Source organism: Nostoc sp. JL23, assembly GCF_017115065.1.
GTDB lineage: Bacteria > Cyanobacteriota > Cyanobacteriia > Cyanobacteriales > Nostocaceae > Nostoc > Nostoc punctiforme_A.
This window is the reverse complement of sequence record NZ_JABXKN010000118.1, coordinates 1-18,403: the sequence shown is the minus strand read 5'-3', so window position 1 is coordinate 18,403 and position 18,403 is coordinate 1. Positions and strand designations below refer to the sequence as shown.

Below are 18,403 nucleotides of genomic sequence, written 5' to 3'. Positions count from 1 at the left end.
AGACTTGCTAATTTTTTTATTTTCTGCTTGTAGAAAAATAGCTACCTAATGTACTATTTTTTTTGGGTGAAGTAGTAGCAAGCTATATTTTGGACGGGTGTATGAGAATCTTGCTAATCGAAGATGAAGAAATTTTAGCAAGTGTCTTGTTGAAGTCTCTGACTAAGCAACACTATGTTGTTGATGTCGTACAAGACGGACAAATGGGTTGGGAATACACGCAAAGTACGAACTATGACCTGTTACTAATAGATGTCGGATTACCGAAACTGGACGGTATTACATTGTGTCAGCGATTGCGTTCTAGTGGTTGCTTCACTCCGATTCTGCTGATGACGGCGAAAGATGGTAGTAGAGAGCGGATTCAGGGACTTGATGCAGGTGCAGACGATTATCTGATCAAACCTTTAGATTTAGAAGAACTGCAAGCACGGATACGGGCGTTGATCCGTCGAGGCGATCGCCCCTGTACTCCTATACTGGAAGTAGGCTCACTACGACTAGATCCCAGTAGTTGCGAAGTCACATATAACAACAAACTGCTGGAATTAACAGCCAAAGAATATAGTTTACTGGAGCTATTTTTACGGAATCCATCGCGTGTTTTTAGTCGGGGGGATATCATTGAGCATTTGTGGACTTTTGACGATCCACCCCAGGAGGAGACTGTAAAATCTCACATCAAATACTTACGACAAAAGTTGAAAGCACTCGGAGCAGTAGACTGGATTGAAAATGTTTATGGTTTGGGATATCGGCTGAATCCAGGAAGAGAGCAGGAGAAGCAGGGGGGCAGGGGAGCAGAGGGGCAGGGGGAGCAGGGGAAGCAGGGGGGGAAAGAAAAATCGCAAGTTGTAAGTCCTCAAGTTGAGGAGCAGTTTCAGCAAGCAATGGGTGGCTTGTGGAAACAATATGAAAAATTGATGGTGCAACGGCTGGCGGTGTTGGAAGAATTAGCGGCAGCACTTTCTAACAAAACTCTGACTCAGGAGTTACGCAAATCCGCAGAACGAGAGGCGCACAAACTAGCTGGTGTCTTGGGGATGTTTGAACAAGACAATGGCACTCAGCTAGCGCGGGAAATTGAACAGATTTTAGGGAAAGATGGCGATTTGTCAGCAAGTGAAAAGCGGCAATTGCTGACGCTGATTGAAGATTTGGGTAACATAATTAATCTAATGGCGCAAAATGTAGATTACCAAACATCTACTGCGATCGCACCCGAAATTAGTAGTCGATTGATATTAATTGACCCCAATCTGCAACTAGGTTCTCAGTTGCAACAACTGGTTGAGTGCATGGGAATATGCTGGCAGCAAATCAGCAATTTAGAGGATGCAAAAAACTTTCTCCAAACCACATCACCAGATTTAGTAGTGCTAAATATAGATGATATCGGCTGGCGTAAAGAAAGTTTGGTACTACTTTCGGACTTAGCAACGCGTACCCCACTCGTACCCGTTCTGGTGCTGGCTGCAACTGATGAGTTAGTAGAACGCGTAACTTTTGCTCAGTACGGGGCGCGGGGTTTTTTGGTCAAGCCTGTAACAGCTGCCCAAGTTTGGGATGTTTCGTCCCAAATATTACAACGTACTGGTTCTTTGCGGGTAAATATACTGGCAGTAGATGACGACCCGCTGATTTTAGCAGCACTGCGCCCAATGTTAGAGCCGTGGGGTATGCGGATGACTGGATTAGAAAATCCGCTACGTTTCTGGGAAGTATTGCAATCTACTAAACCGGATTTGTTGATTTTGGATGTGGAAATGCCTCACATCAATGGTATCGAACTTTGCCGAGCAGTTCGTACCGATCCCCAATGGCAGGAATTACCGATTGTGTTTCTGACTGCTCATCGAGAGATGGAAACTGTACAGCAAGTGTTTGCTGTTGGGGGAGATGATTATGTGGTTAAGCCTGTTGTCGGTGCAGAACTATTGGCACGCATTACCCATCGCTTAGAACGCAGCCGTTTACTACAATCGTTTTCTACCAAAGATCCTTTAACTGGGCTAGCAAATCAGTTTCAGTCTAACCGCGACTTGCAGTACTTGATTGCTCAAGCTGAAAAGAATCAGCAATCTGTTTGCTTGGCGATCTTAAGTGTGACTGATTTTCGTCAAATTAATATTAAGTATGGTCATCAGGCTGGAAACCAGGTATTGCAAAGATGGAGTCGTTTATTCCAATCGGCATTTTGCAGTGGTGAAGTAGTAGGTTATTGGGGTAATGGTGAATTTGTTGTGGGAGTTTCTGGGTTAACCAAAACAGAAGTAAACCATCGCCTCAGTGAGATTTTAACTACCCTTCGTCAGCAAATATTCACAGCCTTCAATGGCGATCGCTTTCAGGTAATATGTAATTTCGCTGTAGTTGAATACCCCAATGATGGGCTAACAATACAATCACTATACCAAGTCGGTAGTAACGCTGGGTATAATTCGTAATTATTCGTATTTTAGTAAAATTTATTAATTAGATCTGATTCATTTGCTTTTCTAAGCATAAAGGGAGCGATAGAACCAGAATTAGACCATTAGTGCTATGGCGCTAATGGTCTAATTCTATGACCTATTAAAAATCAAAACCCTGAATCTGAATGGATGAAACCTTTCCATCAAGTCCATTGTCGTGCGAATGATCTACCTTGATATATTCATTTTCAAAAGAATTTTCAAAAGTACCTACGACCAAATCCTTGGGAGTTTTTTGTTTGACTTTAATTGTGGTGTAATCATCATCTGCGGCAGCATCTGGGCTGTCATAAACTGTAATTATTGTGAATGGTGCAACCTCACTGAGTTTTAACGAACGAGCTTCATCATTTGGCTTAACTTTACCTGCATAATCAGGTCTATCAGAATAACTACCTAGAGTATCTTGTTGTCCTCCATTACCTTCATATAGCGTAATTGTACCCGCATACGCTGGTGTATAAATGGCTAAATTCAAAGTGAAAACAAGTAACGCCAGACCAAAAACAGCTAGTTTGATACTACGTTTTAGCATGAAACAGATTCTCCTTTGTAGATAACACAATCAATGAGCTTTAGGATTAGCTCTCATGTTCATTACTATTTCAAATTTTTAATAAAAATACAAGCGCAATGAAGCAGACATATAAAAACTTGATATTATGCTGTCAATAGCATAATCAATGTTTAACTCAGTTAGGTATGCAGAGCTATGTGCCCCGACGAATGTATTTATATCAATATCTCGGTTAAACAGTATCAATTATTACTTTGACTATCGCATTTGCTATTTCGGTGTTGGGCACTGCCAAGACTTATCCCTACTTAGGTAAAATTTTAAAGATAATATGTAGTTTTGCTGTAGTCGAATATTTCAGTCAGGGACTAAGGATACAATCACTATACAGATTTATTAGTATCATCCTTAGCACATGATTATTAATTTGTACAGTACTTAATTCATAATAATTACGAACTACGAATTACGTTAGCGCAGCGGTAGCGACGCAGGAGCGTCATTACGAATTATTTAACAGGAGTCGTTGATGAGCGTACAACAGCTAGAGCAGCTAAAGCAATTGCAAACCACTGTAAACAAGATGGAATTAACACTTGGTGCGATCGCTGATGCTGTAGTCTGGGTAGGAGAAGACCGACTCATTCAATGGTGCAATTCTCGCTTTGAGTCTCTGGTAAACCAACCTCACGCTACTGTCTGCGGTGCGAAGTTAACTGACTTGCTACCCCTCACACAATTAGGACAACCAGTTGCTTTACCTTGCTATCCTGATGTGCAGATACTCAATGGGGAGTATGAAACAACAAATTATCAGTTGCAGCAAGATGAGCAAATAACACTACAAATTTCCGGTAGCTCTACCGGATTGACTAGCGATCGCTGTGCCATACTGGTGATTCGAGATATCACATTGACTCAACGCACTCAAGAATCCTTACAAGAGATTGAGGAGCGCTTGCAGACATTAATTAACGCCACACCCGATATTATCTGTTTAAAAGACGGCGAGGGCAAATGGTTGCTCTCAAACCAAGCTAACCTGGAATTTTTAGAGCTACAAGGCGTTGATTATCAAGGCAAAACAGATTCAGAACTAGCGGAATTTAGCAATTTTTATCATGATGCTTTGCTCAACTGCAATAAAACAGATGAACGAGCTTGGCAATTGGGATATGTGCATCGGGTAGAAGAAGCTGTTCCTCGCCCTGATGGGACAGTGAGCAGTTTAGATATGATTAAAGCTCCCCTTTTTCACCAGGATGGTAGACGCAAAGCCTTGGTGGTTTTAGGGCGGGATCTTAGCGAACGCAAACAAACGCAAGTAGCTTTAGAAAACTCTCTGTCTTTGTTAAGCGCTATCTTTGAATCGATTCAAGATGGTATATTAGTAGTCGATAGCTCAAGTAATATCACTAGTTATAACCAAAAGTTCTTAGAAATGTGGTCAATTCCACCAGGACTTTTGACGGAACCAGATCATCCTCAGCGATTAGCGTATCTGGCAAATCAGCTAAAAGATCCCGATGGATTTTTGCAACGAGTCCGAGAATTATATTCACAGCCGGAAGTAGTTAGTTACGACTGGTTAGAACTAGAAGATGGCAGAGTATTTGAGCGCTACTCTTGTCCTCAGCGCATCGGTGAACAGATTATTGGTAGAGTGTGGAGCTTCCGCGACATCACTCAGCGCCAAAGGGCAGAAGCAGCACTGCGACAAAGTGAATTACAATACCGCAGTATTTTTGAAGCAATTAATGATGGATTATTTATTACTGAAATGGAGACTGAAAAAGTCGCCGAAATTAATCCGGCGGCTTGTCAAATGCACGGTTACTCTTATGAGGAATTTCTCACTTTACATCCATCTGTTTATATTCATCCAGACTCACATTCTGTTTTTCTAGAGTTTGTCGAGAAAACACGAGCTGGTGAGCAATTTTATGGACAAGCAGTTGATATCTGCAAAGATGGCAGTTTAATAGATGTGGAAGTCAAAGGAACGACTTGCATTTATAATGGCAAGCGACACATCTTAGCAATAGTGCGGGATATTACGGCTCGCAAACGCACCGAAGAAGCGTTACGTCAAAGCGAAGCACAGTACCGCGATTTAGTGCAGACAGCCAACTGTATAATTTTGCGTTGGGATGGCAATGGTGACATTATATTTTTAAATGACTACGGTCAAAGGCTTTTTGGTTTCGATATAGATGAAATTACAGGAAGCAATGTTATTGGTACAATTGTTCCAGAAACGGAAACTTCTGGGCGCGATTTGCAGACATTAATGGTTGATATTTGTCAGCAGCCAGAAAATTATCTATTTAACGAAAACGAGAACTTATGCAAAAATGGCGATCGCGTCTGGATAGTCTGGGCGAATAAACCCATTTTAGATGCCCAAGGAAACTTAATCGAAATTCTTTCAGTCGGCACAGATGCCACAGAACGCAAACGCGCCGAAGCAGCCCTCCAGGAAAGCGAGTTAAAATTCCGTAGCATTGTTGAAAATGCCAACGATCTGATATTTGTCCTCTCGCCAGAGGGAATTTTTACTTATCACTCGCCAAATGTGACTGCACTGATGGGCTACAGCCTAGAAGAAATCGAAGGTCATTCTGTGGTGGAGTTTACCAAACCTGAAGACTTAGCAATTAGCGCCGCCGCCTTACAACGGGCGATAACTGGCGAAAAACTGACTAATATTGAAGTGCGATTGCGACACAAAGATGGTAGCTGGCGATGGTTCAACTTTAACACTTCCACAATTAACACTCCTAGCGGTGTTGCGATCGCTGGCGTGGGACGCGATATCACAGAACGTAAGCAAGTAGAAGAAGCTTTGCGCCGTAGTGAAATGAAATACCGCAATATCTTTGAAAATTCCCAAGTGGGGATTTTTCGCACCTGTCAAAAAGATGGATTGATTATCGATGCTAATCAACGTGGTGCCGAGATATTAGGTTTTACCTCTGCTGCTGGCTTAATTAGTAAGTATTTCACAACCGATTTATATGTCAATCCAGAAGATCGCGCACTACTTTTAGCAGAGTTAGAAGAGTCCGGTGAAGTTCGCAATTTTGAAGTAGCACTGCGGCGCTTGGATGAATCTGTTGTTTGGGTACTGTTATCACTTCGTCTCAACGCAGACGAATCCTGTTTGGATTCTGTTTTTACAGATATTAGCGATCGCAAACAGCAAGAACAAGCTTTACGCTTAATTGTTGAGGGTACAGCCGCGAAAACAGGCAATGAATTTTTCAATTCTTGCGTTCGTTACCTTGCTGAAGTCTTGCAAGTTCAATATGCCCTAGTGACTGAGTTTGATGACGAGCCAAAAACGAGAGTCCGCACTTTGGCATTTTGGTGTAGCGGGGCTATTAACGAGAACTTGGAATATGATTTACAGGGTACTCCTTGCGAACACACCTTGCGAGGCAATATGTGTCACTACCCGCAAGCAGTGCAAACAACTTTCCCGGAAGATGCCGATTTAGTGAAGATGAATGCCGAGAGTTTTTTTGGCGTTCCTCTCACCAGTTCATCCGGCGAAATCATCGGACATCTCGCAGTGATCGATGTTAAACCCATGAAGCCCGATCCGGGACGGGAACTGATTGTTAAAATTTTTGCTGCCCGTGCTGGTGCTGAATTGGAACGTAAACAAGCAGAAGCAGCCTTACAGCAAAGCGAGTTAAAGTTTCGCACTATCGTTGAAAAGGTTAACGATGTGCTATTTGTGATCAATGCTGATGGGGTATTTAACTATATTTCTCCAAATATCTTGAATACTACCGGATTTGCCCCCAGCGAAATGGAGGGTAATTCCTTGGCATTCTTTACTCATCCCGATGATGTACCCAAATGTCAAGAAGTCGCCCAAACTATCCTGGCAACAGGTGAGGGAATTTCCGGGACTGAGTACCGCGCGAAACATCGCAGTCGTGGCTGGGTTTGGCTAACTAGTAATGCAGTCCGCACACAAGATGCCCAAGGTAATTTTCAGATTGTCGGCGTAGCTCGTGATATTAACGATCGCAAACAAACAGAAGCAGCCTTGCAACGTCGTACTCAAGCCGAAAGTTTAATCAGCAGCATTTCTCGGCAATTTATTGACCAAGATTTAGCAACAGCAATTAATTTTACACTGCGAGCGATCGCTGAATTTATTGATGCTGAACACAGTTGCATCTTTGAATGCTCCCAGGATAAACGTGAATTTTACCTGATTCATGAATGGTGTGGCGAAGATGTTGCACCATTGATTGATATTGCCAGAGGTTCGCCTGTGGAAGTTTTCCCCTATTTCTATGAGCCGATTCTCCGTGGTAGGCATCGACAAATCTCTTCTGTGGAAGATTTAGCGCCCCATCTACCTGAGCGAAAACTTTTTGAAAGTATGTCGTTTCAATCTATACTAGCTGTGCCAATGGTTCATGCTGGCAAAGTCGTTGGGTTTGTTGGTGCAGCGATGATTCACTACTCAAAAACCTGGAACCAAGAAGATATTAATCTATTGAAACTGGTAGGTGAAATAATTGCGATCGGTCGAGCTAGATACCAGGCAGAAGAAGCGTTGAGAATTGCCAAAGAAGCCGCCGAAACTGCCAACCGAGCCAAAAGTGCTTTCCTCGCTAATATGAGTCACGAACTCCGCACCCCTTTAAATGCGATTCTGGGTTTTTCCCAATTAATGGAACGAGACACTAGCCTCAACTCAAATCAGCGTGAATCTTTAGCTACTATTAACCGCAGTGGAGAACACTTGCTTAATCTGATTAACGATGTCTTAGAAATGTCCAAAATTGAAGCTGGACAAATCATTTTCAACCCTGAAGACTTCGACCTTTATCTGTTGTTGCAAACATTACAAGAGATGTTCCAAGTGCGGACACAGGCAAAGCAATTATTTCTCAAATTTGAAATGGCTGCCAATCTCCCTCGCTACATCCAAACAGATGAAGGTAAACTCCGCCAAGTCTTAATCAACCTTTTGGGTAACGCCGTCAAGTTTACTCAGGCTGGGGGAGTAACGTTGCGGGTAAGTTTGGGGACTGAGGGAGCAGAAAAGCAGGGAAGCAAGGGAGTAAAAAAGGAGCAAGGGGAGATGAATCAATGCCCAATGCCCCATGCCCAATGCCCCATGCCCCAATCCCTACACTTTGAAATCCAAGACACTGGACGGGGAATAGCAGCAGAAGAAATGAATAACCTGTTTCAGCCTTTTGTCCAGACAACAAGTGGTATCCAAACTAAGGAAGGAACTGGACTCGGACTGACTATCAGCCGTCAATTTGTGCGGTTGCTGGGAGGCGATATTCACTTGACAAGTCAGATTGGGCAAGGCTCTACTTTTAGCTTTGACATTCAAGTGAATTTAGCCGCAGCTTTAAAAGCTGCACCAAAATTGAATAAGGGACGCGTACTCAAGCTGGCAGCAAACCAACCTGCTTACCGTATTCTCGTAGTAGATGACCGTAAAGAAAACCGCGATTTAATTGTGCAACTTCTTGGTAGCATTGGTTTTGAAATTGAAGCTGCAATTAATGGACAAGAAGCGATCGCTATTTGGCAAACCTGGCAACCTCATCTAATTTGGATGGATATGCGAATGCCTATCATGAATGGCTACGATGCCACTAAAGAGATTAGAGACAGGGAAAAAAATACAACTACAAATTTCCGCACCGTAATTATTGCCCTAACTGCTAGTGCTTTTGAAGAACAACAGGCAAGTATCTTAGCCGCAGGTTGCGACGACTTGGTTCGTAAGCCCTTCCGAGAGCAAGTTATTTTTGAAAAGATCGCTGAATATTTGCAAGTTCGTTATATCTGTGCAGAAGAAAGCAATGAAGATGCAATAGACAAAAACCTAGAGAATACTCAATCTTCCATCTTGGATCTTCGCTCTGCAATTACCATTATGCCTGCCCAATGGCTAATAAAACTTAATCAGGCAGCCGTTGAAGTCGATGCTGAAAGGATTTTGCAACTAATTGAGCAAATTCCCCAAACTCATTCTGCTTTGGCAGAAAAATTAGCAAATTTAGTCCGCAACTTCTGCTTCGATGAAATTATTGACTTAACTGAGGAAAATATCCAATTATGAATAGCAAAACTAAATTCTTGACTTTTGTCACCGTAACACTAACAGTTTCTTCTTTGGCTATTAGTACAGTTGTAGCAAAGGCGAAACTAACGAATCAGTCAAAACTGTTTATCAACGGTATTGGCGCAGTCCAAGTTGGCATGACTGTCTCTCAAGCGGCAAAGGCTGCTGGTACTAAGCTAGTGGGCGATTCACCAAATAATAATTGCTATTATGTGAAGCCACAAAATGAACCCAAAAATCTTTCGTTCATGGTGACAAAAGGTCGGATTTCTAGAGTAGATGTGCGGGAAAATAATCAGATTACTACCCTCAAAGGTGCAAAAATTGGCGACACAGAAGCACAAATCAAATCCCTTTACCCAGGACAAATTCAAGTTACACCTCATAAATACGTCCAAAATGGACATTACCTAACTTTCATCCCGAAAGACCGTAGCGATCGCAACTATCGTCTAGTCTTCGAGACTGATGGTAAACTTGTCACTCAGTTCAGAGCGGGTAAATTGCCAGAAGTCGAATATGTTGAGGGCTGTTCTTAATTTAATCATCTTGCAAAAAGTTTTGTATGTAGTATGGTCAAGCGTTTTTCAGCAAAAGGTTTTAGCGGTTCTGGTAAGTTATTCGTTTCTAGCTGACAATCTTCAATTTGCCTTAATCTGAATATTGTTGGCTTCAAAGGTTTGCCGTACCCGTAGACGAAACTCTCGCCCAACGCTCCATTGTTCCATAGGTGCGGTTTTAATCCAAACGCGCACTAACATACCTCTATGGGATAGGTCATCAATCCCCAACACTTGGGGCGATTCTAGCAGGCGATCGCGCCATTCTACTTCGCTATACAATTGTTTGGATACTTGCTTGAGAATCTCTAAAACCTGCTTGGGGTCGTTTTCATAAGCCACCACAATGGAAAAGTCCACCCGCGACCAGAGACGGGTTAGATTGCTGACATTGGTGATATTGCTATTGGGAATGGTAATCAATTGACCTTCGTTATTACGTAGTTGAGTCACCCGCAGGTTGAGATTTTCCACCAGTCCGCTTTTATCTGCGATCTCAATTACATCTCCCACAGCAAATTGATCCTCCATCAAAATCAAGCAGCCATTGACCAAATCTTTAATCAGACTTTGGGAACCAAGAGAAATTGCGATACCGATCACAGCGCCCCCTGCCAAAATTGAACTGGTAGGCACATTAAATATTTTTAGAAAGTGCAAGATACCCAAGGTGATGAAAACAAAAGTGATTAATCCTTTGAGTGCCCCGGAAACTGTTGCAGCTCGTAGCGCAATCCGTTGAGTTTCACTCAAAGGGAGAGAGGAATGGGTTGTCCAGACATCAGTGAGGCGGTCAATTAAAATTTTGCCGATCCGAATAACAAAAGTGATGAAAAACCAAATAATCAGTAGTGCCAGGGGCCTGGCCAAAGCGTCCGTTGACCATCTCATAAGGTAGGGTACGCGATACATGATGACCGCAATCCCGATGTACCACATCAGAATAAATGCCCAAAACAGTAGCCATCTGAGCAGAGAATAGATCCCCAGTTGGTGCTTAAGGCTAAACTGTCGCCGGATCGTGTCTAGAAACTGCGATCGCCCATCGGCGATCGTGTCTGCATCTGTTTTCTTTTCACTAGTCTCTATTGTGTGAATAGTTGTGGATGTTTCTCCCTCAGATCGCTTGACCACACCCTGTTTTACCGCAGCTATCTGCTCTTGATGGCGAACTTGCAATGCCGTCTGTTTGCGAATTAGAGTTCGCCGCAGTAACCACAACACAACACTCCCCAACACTAAGCCGATGCTGATTTGCAGTGCCTGTCCAATTCGTTGCCACAATACCTGATGCGAGAAGAGTCTATTAATGCGTTCTACTTCTGCTTGTAATATTTTTTGCCACTCCTGCGCCAATTCCTCCAGAGTTTTTCCGTGGTAGTCAGCATCTGGCTCTGTTACAGTCACTAGCCTTAAAGGACGGGTCGTTCGATCGTCACTGAGCTGGAGGATTAAATCCTGATTCAGAATGGCAATAGAAATTAGAGGAGTTTGTTTGGCTTTGTTAGTTCGAGCGAGCGCTCGCATTAGCCGTTGCGTTATTTCTTCGGCACGTACCTCTACTGGAAGAGATCCATCTGGCGGTTGGCTACGATTAAAAACAGTGGGAGAGACAATCTCAAACAATAAGCTTCTATCTATGGGTGAATACACAGACGCAATTTCATACATACCGAGACGGGTAACACCACTAGGTGGCTGGTGCGGATCGTTGGAGGCTGCGGTAGGTAAGGAAGGTAGTTGACTGTGAGCGATCGCACTCCACCCAAACACCATTGCGATCGTCATCACACTGACTAGCACAAACCGAATTGTTGAATGGAGGAAGCGATTAAACAAGAACATAATCTATGGTAAAGTGATTGAATAACTAATATTAGTGTTGGTCATCATCCTACTTTAATTTTCTATCATCAATTAATTTTAGAGATTTTAGGGTTATTAGAGAAAATTTGGCGATCGCTTCCTATAGAAAAGCTCTAGAATTCCGAAATGGCAAAAGTTTTTGGAAAGTGACACAAGAAAGATAGTTTAAGAAAGTTTGCAAGTGTCAACTATAAAACGCACATTTAGAGAATGATATAAAATGTCATCTTCGTTGTCATAACTCAGGAGTTTTATGGTAATGAAATCTTCAAATTCATTTTTAGCAGTAGCACTGGCGATCGCTTCTTTGAGTTTTCCCGTATCCGTCAAAGCCGATACCGTGAATGCCCGTTGCGATGTGTTCCCAAAAGGAGAAGACCGCGCCACATCTTCTGGGCCCTGTACCTTTTCCCAACGGCAGGGTGCGGTTAGCATTCAACTGGAAAATGGTCGTAGCTATGACCTGCTCCCTTCGGGTAATCGACCCGGCAATTATCGCGATCAAAATGGTGATGCTGCCTATCGACAATCTGGACTTGGCGATCGAGGACAGATTTATCGTCTCGCCAATGAGTCAATTTTTGTCTATTGGGATACATCTGCCAATCGACAAAACTCAGGTAACAGAAATCGTAGGGCTGCTGCTAGGCGTCAGCCTGAAGCGGGTACTACCGTCTCTCGGTTGAGTGATTTAGTGGGGGCAAGGGCAGGACAGGCAGAAAACGCAGTGAAAAAACGGGGCTATCGATGGGTCAAGAGTGATGGTTCGGGCTACAGCTACTGGCTAGAAGGCAAAACCAACTACTGTGTAACAATCCAAACAGACCAAGGACGCTACCAATCGATCGTTTACACGGGGGGTTCACAGGATTGTCAGAAGTAGTTGCTATCTGGAAGAACAATCTAATTTAGAGGGCATTGAGAGGATGTCTTAAAAGTTAGCCGAGAAGCTGAAACTCCCATTCCTTCATTCAGGCATAATGTCTGAAACGCTGATTCTTTTGTGAATAAGCATCGTCCAGGGGACTTCTCAGACATTGTGCCTTAAGGAGTGGTACTTATTGGGACTTAGACGAATGGCACTAAGAAAAGATGAAACCTAGTCAGGGCAGGATATTGGGGGTAGGGTGTGGGGTGTAGTGTTTAAGAAAATTGAATTTTAGTGCATCAAATAGAACAACATCTTCTTCCAACCCTTAACCCCACACCCTACACCCTATACCCAAAAGCCAGTAATCTCAGGGGTTTACGCTTAACAAGCTTGCCATTCGGGACTTAGACAAAAAGTAGCCAGACTAGAAACGAGTTCTGCCACTGCTCCAGTCGCCTGAATCGCAAGTACCACGGAAATGCTCAATCCCATTAATGGCAATCCGTCCACTGCGTCGATCGATCTCAACACGCGGATGATTTAGCCCATTTACTTGGTATTTTCCCGTGATTTGCTCAGGTGTGACACGGAGATCCTTGAGGTTCCACCATCCATTAGTACCGCCTGAATGAATTGGTGGGATGAGCTTTCCGCCTAGATGAATTTTTCCCTGCATATTACGAATCTCGACTTGAACCTCAGAATCGAACTCGTTTGTCGAAGACTCTACACGATTTTGCAGTTCATAGCGATGACGACGTGAGTTCCATTCATAGCTGTTGCGGCTTTCAATACCTGGCTTGCGACCTTCACCGTAGCAGATTAAGGTCAGTTTTTGCCGCATTGAGTCGTCACTGTTGCGCTCAGGTGCGCCTTGCTCTCGGAGATAGGTATCGATCGCAGCTTGAGCTTTACCAATTTCTTTTGAACTACAGGAACGACCATTTTGAACTAGCTCTCCTTGAGGGCTAAAAAGGACAGTGCAACCGCTTCCTCGTGTCATCCCCGTCACACTTAAATTACCATTGTCTACAGTATCGATTATCGGTTGAGCATTCACAGAACTTGCGACTGTAAGCGTGAGTAAACCCACTGCGATCGGCATTAAAGCTTGCAATGTTTTCATTGTTATGTTGATTGTTGTTTTGAATATATATGAATTAATGGGATCACTTTATCACCAAGAGGTTGAATGGTAAAGTCAGTAGACCTAAAAGTTTTGCCAACGTCAAAAAATAATAGCCGATGATACCGTTTTTGGATAATTAAGTTATTAACTTTACTTACAAAACGAGTTCCTGACAAAAAAATAAAAGACCATATTTTGAAATACAATTTTTGAATTCAAAGTAAGCTTACTGAAGCCATGCTCTGGTTTTAATAATCATCTTGCACAAGTGCAAAATTTGCCCTCATCCCCCAACCCCTTCTCCCAAAATTGGGAGAAGGGAAGCCAATTTCTAAATCCCTCTCCCTTGGGAGAGGGATTTAGGGTGAGGGCTGATATTACTCCTCATTTATCGACTTTATTTCTTCTGGGAGTAAGGTAGTTTCATCTTTAGGACGTTCGCCATCTACGGATTTGGCTATAGTTCTATAGGGTTTGATAATTAAACTGACACCAATCGTCCAACCTAATGCAACCATCCAACCTGCGAGAATGTCACTAGGAAAATGAACCCCTAGATAAAGACGACACCACGCAATCGCGATGATGTATAAGCTGCCGAATATGAGAACTAACCAGCGCCAAGAGGTAGCCCAAGTTAAAAATAATAAAATTGCTACCAGTGTTACACTCGTCATCGCATGAGCGCTGGGAAATGCAAAACTAGACTCAGGTGCAATAGACTGCCACAATTGTGGACGCACTCGATGCATTAATTGCTTTGCGATGCGGTTGATGATGACGCTTCCTGCTGAGGCGGTGAGTAAATAAGCTAGCGATCGCCAGCGTTTTTGAAGTAGTAACATCAGTGCGATCGCACCCAAAATCGGTATCGCCGTCCAAGGCAACCCAACTGTAGCTAGGGTGACAGCTAAAACATCTAACTGTGGGTTTGTTGTAGAATGAACTGCTAACAAAATCGGCACATCCCACGGAAAGCCCGCTTGATTTTCCCATATCCTCACTGTCAGGATTTCAAATATCTGCAAAGGTAAATAGACTCCGATCAGAAGGAGTAAGAGCGATCGCCAACGAGCGATCAACAGGTTTTTGAGAAAATCAAGCGGCGATTGACTCTCTTTATTGATTTGTTTCTCTTTTTTCATATCTAAGTTAAAAAGGCCGATCGACAACTTCACTGATTACAAATTACTGGAAAATTGAGAAGTTCCACAATGTTTACAGTACGACAAATGCTTATAAGTAAGATTATGGCAGTTATGGCATTCAATGCACTGATAATAACCACAGTGTGGACAGTAAGTATCAAGATGTCGAATTTTCTTGGCACAATTGACACATTGTGATTTTTGAACTCTGCTACCTGCTTGGACTTTAGCGTTAAAGACAAATTTTTGAAAAAACTGGATAATTCCAAAACCAATAACTGGAATCAGCAAGATATAAACATAATTTATCAGAAAAAGTAAACTGCCAAAAATGGCACTAAGTATATCAAATAAAAATTTAAATATTGCACCTACTTGGAGAAATTCAAATATTTTAACGATTAATGGGATAAAAAAGATAACTAGCAAATGCCAGCTAATTAGCGAAACAAGTCCATATCCTCTTCTTTGGGAAAACTTATGAACTAATAAAGCAATGAGAATCAGTGGTAAAAGGAAGAGAGACTGAAAACCAAGCTGGATACTTGGATACCAAAATGATGCCTGCTGATAGCCTTTTTCAAATTCTTGGAATCGATTATCATCTTTAATAAAAGTTATAAAACTAATACTTTCCGGTTTAGCGATTAGTTCATTTTTCAGAGTAAAATTTTCTTGTTTAAGAGTAGAAATTTGGCGATTATTTTCTTCTAATGCTTGTTTAGCTTTTTCCGCACTGACTTGATTAATTGATTGTTCACGACCCTGACCTGCAATTTTCTCTAATAGCGTTGAGTCATACTGAGATTTAATAGTGCCATTGGCTTGTTCAAGTCTACTAATTTTTGTTTGTTTTTGATCGATAATTCTAATAATTTGCTGCTTTTCAGGATTGTTAATCTTATCTTTGTAATCGGCATATTGTAAGCACGTTTGATAAACCTTACCCAGATGTTCTGTTTCGGCTTGTTGATAGTTTTGTTGAAAACTGAGTTGATTGTTTGTGTAAGATGGCAATGAAAGTCTAACAATTTCATAGTCTTTATCTTTAGTAGTTTTTGTCCGGTAATTTTGCCACTCTGAATAACATGGATAAGCCTCAGTCGGACTGATATGCCATCTGCTAATATCATCAAGTCCGGTAAAAACATTAATTAAGATAAAAATATCAATTATAATAATGACAATTAAACTGAATTTATTCAGTGGTTCGTTGTTGATTGTTCTTGTTTTGCTAAAAAATTGGCTCAAAAGACGGCGAATTCTGGTAAACATATTGTCTTTTCAATAAATAGAAATTCAATCCGAATCAATTTTATATGATCGGTAGTGAATAGCTGGGCAAAAATACATTTACTCATCTGAGGATTTGTTAACTACTGACGAAAAACAAAATCCCCAACAACTTTTACGAAGTTGGGGATCTGTGGTTTTCAATTCTGACAAATCAGGCTACGGTCAAAAATATCATGGCTTTCACCTGAAATTGACACAGTTGATGGCTGTGCAACTCTATTTAATACCGCTCGGTTTAAGAATATTCGTAGCGACTGTCTTAAAAGTCAAGCGATCGTTAACAAAAAACTGGGACGGTGAACGTTGGCGCAACTGAGGAACGCTGCGCTAGATTCGTCCCTGGTACGGGCTGAAAGACTTGTGGCTGGTAGTAAGGATTTTAGCAGCCCGCACCAGGCACTCCACTTCGCCGCCAAATTTTCCCCAGTTGCTGGATTTCGCATGTGGGCAAAAAAGAGCATAAGAATGCGATCCCAATTGAGTGAGCGATCGCTACATAGCTAAACTGAAATCAGCCATTTTTGTCTAATACACTCGATGCTGCTTCGTTGGAAAGAGTAGTAATGATGTCTCTCAATGGGCGCTCGCGCTCGCACTCTTCTGGTGTCTCCTTACCCAAAGAGGTATCTTTCACCAAGCGGTAAAGATCAGCTGCGCCGTAAAAAATCCGCTCAGTCAGACCTAACTCTTGAAAAGTTTCGGAAATCTCTTCCATTTCCCCTATCCAACGATGTGCTTTTGGTGTCATGGATGGAATAGAACGGGTGAGAATTGCAGCAAGTTCTGGTTGGCTACTAGATACTTTGTTCCATAGTTGCTCATCCAAGCCTAAGCGATGGGCAGCAATCAATAATTCTGTACTAATCGCTGTCAGTCCTTTGGTGAGGGCGGCGTAAGACATTTTCAATCCAGAAGCCTGACCAATTTCATCGCCAATTACTCGTATATCTAACCCATAGTTCCGCTATTGCTGGAATTCATCAGTCTGTTTTCCTGAAACATAGATGCGAGTGCGACCGGGAACTCTGGGCGGTGGGCCAATGATTGAAGCATCTACAAAAGTTGCCCCAGATGATTCAATCAGTTGGGCAATACGTTTTACTTTTTGGGGTGCAACTGCATTACCATCAACATAAAGAATCTGTTTACCCACATTCAGTACTCCAACCGTTTCTGGCAGCAATCCAGTTGGGGGTTAGTCGTGGGAGAAACACCTTATCAAACGGTCTGGGAATCTACCGTAACTCAGACAGGTGAAGCGGGAATTCTTGCTTGTACAAGCAGTGGGACACCTAGCCGAAATGTTGCTGGACACTCCGTTGAGTTAGCACAACAAACAGTATCCACGCTTAAGGCAAATGCTCCCAAAGCACTTGCAACTGCAACTCATGACTGGAGTGCTGATCCTTGGTCACAGGGATCTTACTGCTATTTCGTTCCTAGAGACTTGAAAAGCTGGCGCTCTGACTTACCTTACTCTGCGGGAGGAGTCATTTTTGCAGGAGAACATACCGCTCCCGTTGAATATTGTGGCTATATGGAGGGAGCAATTCGCAGTGGACAACGAGCAGCAAAGCAAATTTTAGCTTTCGCTATGACATGAAACGCAGATTTTTCACACTTTTTTACAGATTATTACGGCAAACATTTAAAAGCCAAGGAATGTACACTTAGAGCGAAATCCTTGCGATGGCTGAGTTTTAGTCATCACTCACAAGTATTGTCCCCATCGCTCCCAATTCTCCTTATTAAATGGGTACTTAAATTTTTGAATCATTGCCTGTTCTAAAGTTTGTCGTGATTTTCTCTCTACTGGAGCATCCCACCAAAAACTAATATTAACCGCCGTCTCCATCTCATAGCGATAATGTAAATCCTGATAACTGGCGATGTAATCCTTGCAGTCGTGGGTATTTTTCCAGCGTTTGTTACTCCGCTTGGTTTCTCCAACATAAAGTAATAGGGGAGTAGCACTATCAATCACAAAATACAAAGCTGCTTGACCAAAATCATCTGGCATCCGATAAAAAGCCATTGATTGTAAATGCAGTTTAAACGGATCAATCCGGTCTGGGTCGCAGTGTTTTGGTGCAATGTCAAACAGTGTTACCTTGTGGTGGTTTGTTCTCTCTCACTTTCTGCTGATATTCAAAAATCTGAGATTTCTAGTTCAGCAGGGCATCAGCACTCATCACCAGTGCCTCTGTCAAAAGTGCTGGTGTAGGTCTTACTTCTGAAAATAGGTTTAGCTGATTTGGTTCCAAGGTGATTACAAAGGGCGTGACCAACTAGCTAATTATCCCCCAGAACTGAAATGCAAGAAATCTGTTAACGGATTTACTAGAGCGTTTGCTGTTGCATTGTTGGGCTTGGCTGTGATTTATGGCAGGTTCAACCGCTTGCGGGCACCAAATCGAAACAAGTTAT

Annotated in this window: 14 protein-coding genes; 6 read left to right on the top strand and 8 right to left on the bottom strand. The window is 42.4% G+C overall.

The features are described from left to right. Nucleotides 1-101: 101 nt before the first annotated feature. The gene (locus HWQ42_RS23510) at nucleotides 102-2,447 is read left to right on the top strand and encodes a response regulator (protein WP_292816577.1); all 2,346 of its coding nucleotides are present in this window, start codon (nucleotides 102-104) and stop codon (nucleotides 2,445-2,447) included. Between the two features lie 127 nt (nucleotides 2,448-2,574). Here the strand turns inward: HWQ42_RS23510 and HWQ42_RS23505 are convergent, their stop codons facing one another. Next, nucleotides 2,575-3,009 (bottom strand): hypothetical protein, encoded by a 435-nt coding sequence (locus HWQ42_RS23505; protein WP_292816575.1) that lies wholly within the window; start codon nucleotides 3,007-3,009, stop codon nucleotides 2,575-2,577. Between the two features lie 511 nt (nucleotides 3,010-3,520). Here HWQ42_RS23505 and HWQ42_RS23500 point away from each other — a divergent pair. Then, on the top strand, nucleotides 3,521-9,103 hold the full coding sequence (locus HWQ42_RS23500) for a PAS domain S-box protein (protein WP_292816573.1): 5,583 nt from the start codon (nucleotides 3,521-3,523) through the stop codon (nucleotides 9,101-9,103). Next, nucleotides 9,100-9,645 (top strand): hypothetical protein, encoded by a 546-nt coding sequence (locus HWQ42_RS23495; RefSeq protein ID WP_292816571.1) that lies wholly within the window; start codon nucleotides 9,100-9,102, stop codon nucleotides 9,643-9,645. Before HWQ42_RS23500 ends, HWQ42_RS23495 begins: the two co-directional genes overlap by 4 nt. 102 nt (nucleotides 9,646-9,747) lie before the next feature. On the opposite strand, the gene HWQ42_RS23490 is transcribed toward HWQ42_RS23495, so the two are convergent. Further along, on the bottom strand, nucleotides 9,748-11,511 hold the full coding sequence (locus tag HWQ42_RS23490; protein WP_292816569.1) for a mechanosensitive ion channel family protein: 1,764 nt from the start codon (nucleotides 11,509-11,511) through the stop codon (nucleotides 9,748-9,750). A 280-nt stretch (nucleotides 11,512-11,791) separates the two neighbouring features. On the opposite strand from HWQ42_RS23490, the gene HWQ42_RS23485 reads away from it, so the two are divergent. Further along, nucleotides 11,792-12,415: a hypothetical protein gene (locus tag HWQ42_RS23485; RefSeq protein ID WP_292816567.1), complete on the top strand. Its 624-nt coding sequence runs from the start codon at nucleotides 11,792-11,794 to the stop codon at nucleotides 12,413-12,415. Nucleotides 12,416-12,827: 412 nt separating this feature from the next. Here the strand turns inward: HWQ42_RS23485 and HWQ42_RS23480 are convergent, their stop codons facing one another. From HWQ42_RS23480 to HWQ42_RS23470, 3 genes are all read right to left on the bottom strand, one after another. After that, nucleotides 12,828-13,529, bottom strand: coding sequence for a hypothetical protein (locus tag HWQ42_RS23480; RefSeq protein ID WP_292816565.1), 702 nt, complete (start codon nucleotides 13,527-13,529; stop codon nucleotides 12,828-12,830). 380 nt (nucleotides 13,530-13,909) lie between these two features. Further along, nucleotides 13,910-14,677, bottom strand: coding sequence for a phosphatase PAP2 family protein (locus tag HWQ42_RS23475; protein ID WP_292816563.1), 768 nt, complete (start codon nucleotides 14,675-14,677; stop codon nucleotides 13,910-13,912). Nucleotides 14,678-14,713: 36 nt separating this feature from the next. Continuing rightward, on the bottom strand, nucleotides 14,714-15,955 hold the full coding sequence (locus tag HWQ42_RS23470) for a hypothetical protein (RefSeq protein ID WP_292816561.1): 1,242 nt from the start codon (nucleotides 15,953-15,955) through the stop codon (nucleotides 14,714-14,716). Between the two features lie 94 nt (nucleotides 15,956-16,049). Between HWQ42_RS23470 and HWQ42_RS23465 the strand changes: the two genes are divergently transcribed. After that, nucleotides 16,050-16,292: a hypothetical protein gene (locus tag HWQ42_RS23465; RefSeq protein ID WP_292816559.1), complete on the top strand. Its 243-nt coding sequence runs from the start codon at nucleotides 16,050-16,052 to the stop codon at nucleotides 16,290-16,292. Between the two features lie 195 nt (nucleotides 16,293-16,487). On the opposite strand, the gene HWQ42_RS23460 is transcribed toward HWQ42_RS23465, so the two are convergent. Continuing rightward, entirely contained in the window at nucleotides 16,488-16,877 is a 390-nt protein-coding gene (locus HWQ42_RS23460; protein ID WP_292816557.1) for a DUF1932 domain-containing protein, read from the bottom strand. A gap of 63 nt (nucleotides 16,878-16,940) precedes the next feature. Next, a complete protein-coding gene (locus HWQ42_RS23455; RefSeq protein ID WP_292816555.1) occupies nucleotides 16,941-17,129 on the bottom strand; it encodes a hypothetical protein in 189 nt (62 codons plus the stop codon). 48 nt (nucleotides 17,130-17,177) lie between these two features. On the opposite strand from HWQ42_RS23455, the gene HWQ42_RS23450 reads away from it, so the two are divergent. After that, a complete protein-coding gene (locus HWQ42_RS23450) occupies nucleotides 17,178-17,579 on the top strand; it encodes an FAD-dependent oxidoreductase (RefSeq protein ID WP_292816553.1) in 402 nt (133 codons plus the stop codon). Between the two features lie 108 nt (nucleotides 17,580-17,687). On the opposite strand, the gene HWQ42_RS23445 is transcribed toward HWQ42_RS23450, so the two are convergent. Then, nucleotides 17,688-18,011 carry a GIY-YIG nuclease family protein gene (locus tag HWQ42_RS23445; protein ID WP_292816551.1) on the bottom strand — a complete coding sequence of 108 codons (324 nt, stop codon included), beginning with the start codon at nucleotides 18,009-18,011 and terminating at the stop codon, nucleotides 17,688-17,690. Nucleotides 18,012-18,403 lie beyond the last annotated feature (392 nt).

Excerpts from the sequence above, each read along its gene's own strand:
- HWQ42_RS23480 (WP_292816565.1), bottom strand. The coding sequence starts at position 13,529 with ATGAAAACATTGCAAGCTTTAATGCCGATCGCAGTGGGTTTACTCACG.
- HWQ42_RS23490 (WP_292816569.1), bottom strand. The coding sequence starts at position 11,511 with ATGTTCTTGTTTAATCGCTTCCTCCATTCAACAATTCGGTTTGTGCTA.
- HWQ42_RS23505 (WP_292816575.1), bottom strand. The coding sequence starts at position 3,009 with ATGCTAAAACGTAGTATCAAACTAGCTGTTTTTGGTCTGGCGTTACTT.
- HWQ42_RS23475 (WP_292816563.1), bottom strand. The coding sequence starts at position 14,677 with ATGAAAAAAGAGAAACAAATCAATAAAGAGAGTCAATCGCCGCTTGAT.
- HWQ42_RS23445 (WP_292816551.1), bottom strand. The coding sequence starts at position 18,011 with ATGGCTTTTTATCGGATGCCAGATGATTTTGGTCAAGCAGCTTTGTAT.
- HWQ42_RS23485 (WP_292816567.1), top strand. The coding sequence starts at position 11,792 with ATGAAATCTTCAAATTCATTTTTAGCAGTAGCACTGGCGATCGCTTCT.
- HWQ42_RS23510 (WP_292816577.1), top strand. The coding sequence starts at position 102 with ATGAGAATCTTGCTAATCGAAGATGAAGAAATTTTAGCAAGTGTCTTG.
- HWQ42_RS23470 (WP_292816561.1), bottom strand. The coding sequence starts at position 15,955 with ATGTTTACCAGAATTCGCCGTCTTTTGAGCCAATTTTTTAGCAAAACA.
- HWQ42_RS23500 (WP_292816573.1), top strand. The coding sequence starts at position 3,521 with ATGAGCGTACAACAGCTAGAGCAGCTAAAGCAATTGCAAACCACTGTA.
- HWQ42_RS23495 (WP_292816571.1), top strand. The coding sequence starts at position 9,100 with ATGAATAGCAAAACTAAATTCTTGACTTTTGTCACCGTAACACTAACA.
- HWQ42_RS23460 (WP_292816557.1), bottom strand. The coding sequence starts at position 16,877 with ATGTCTTACGCCGCCCTCACCAAAGGACTGACAGCGATTAGTACAGAA.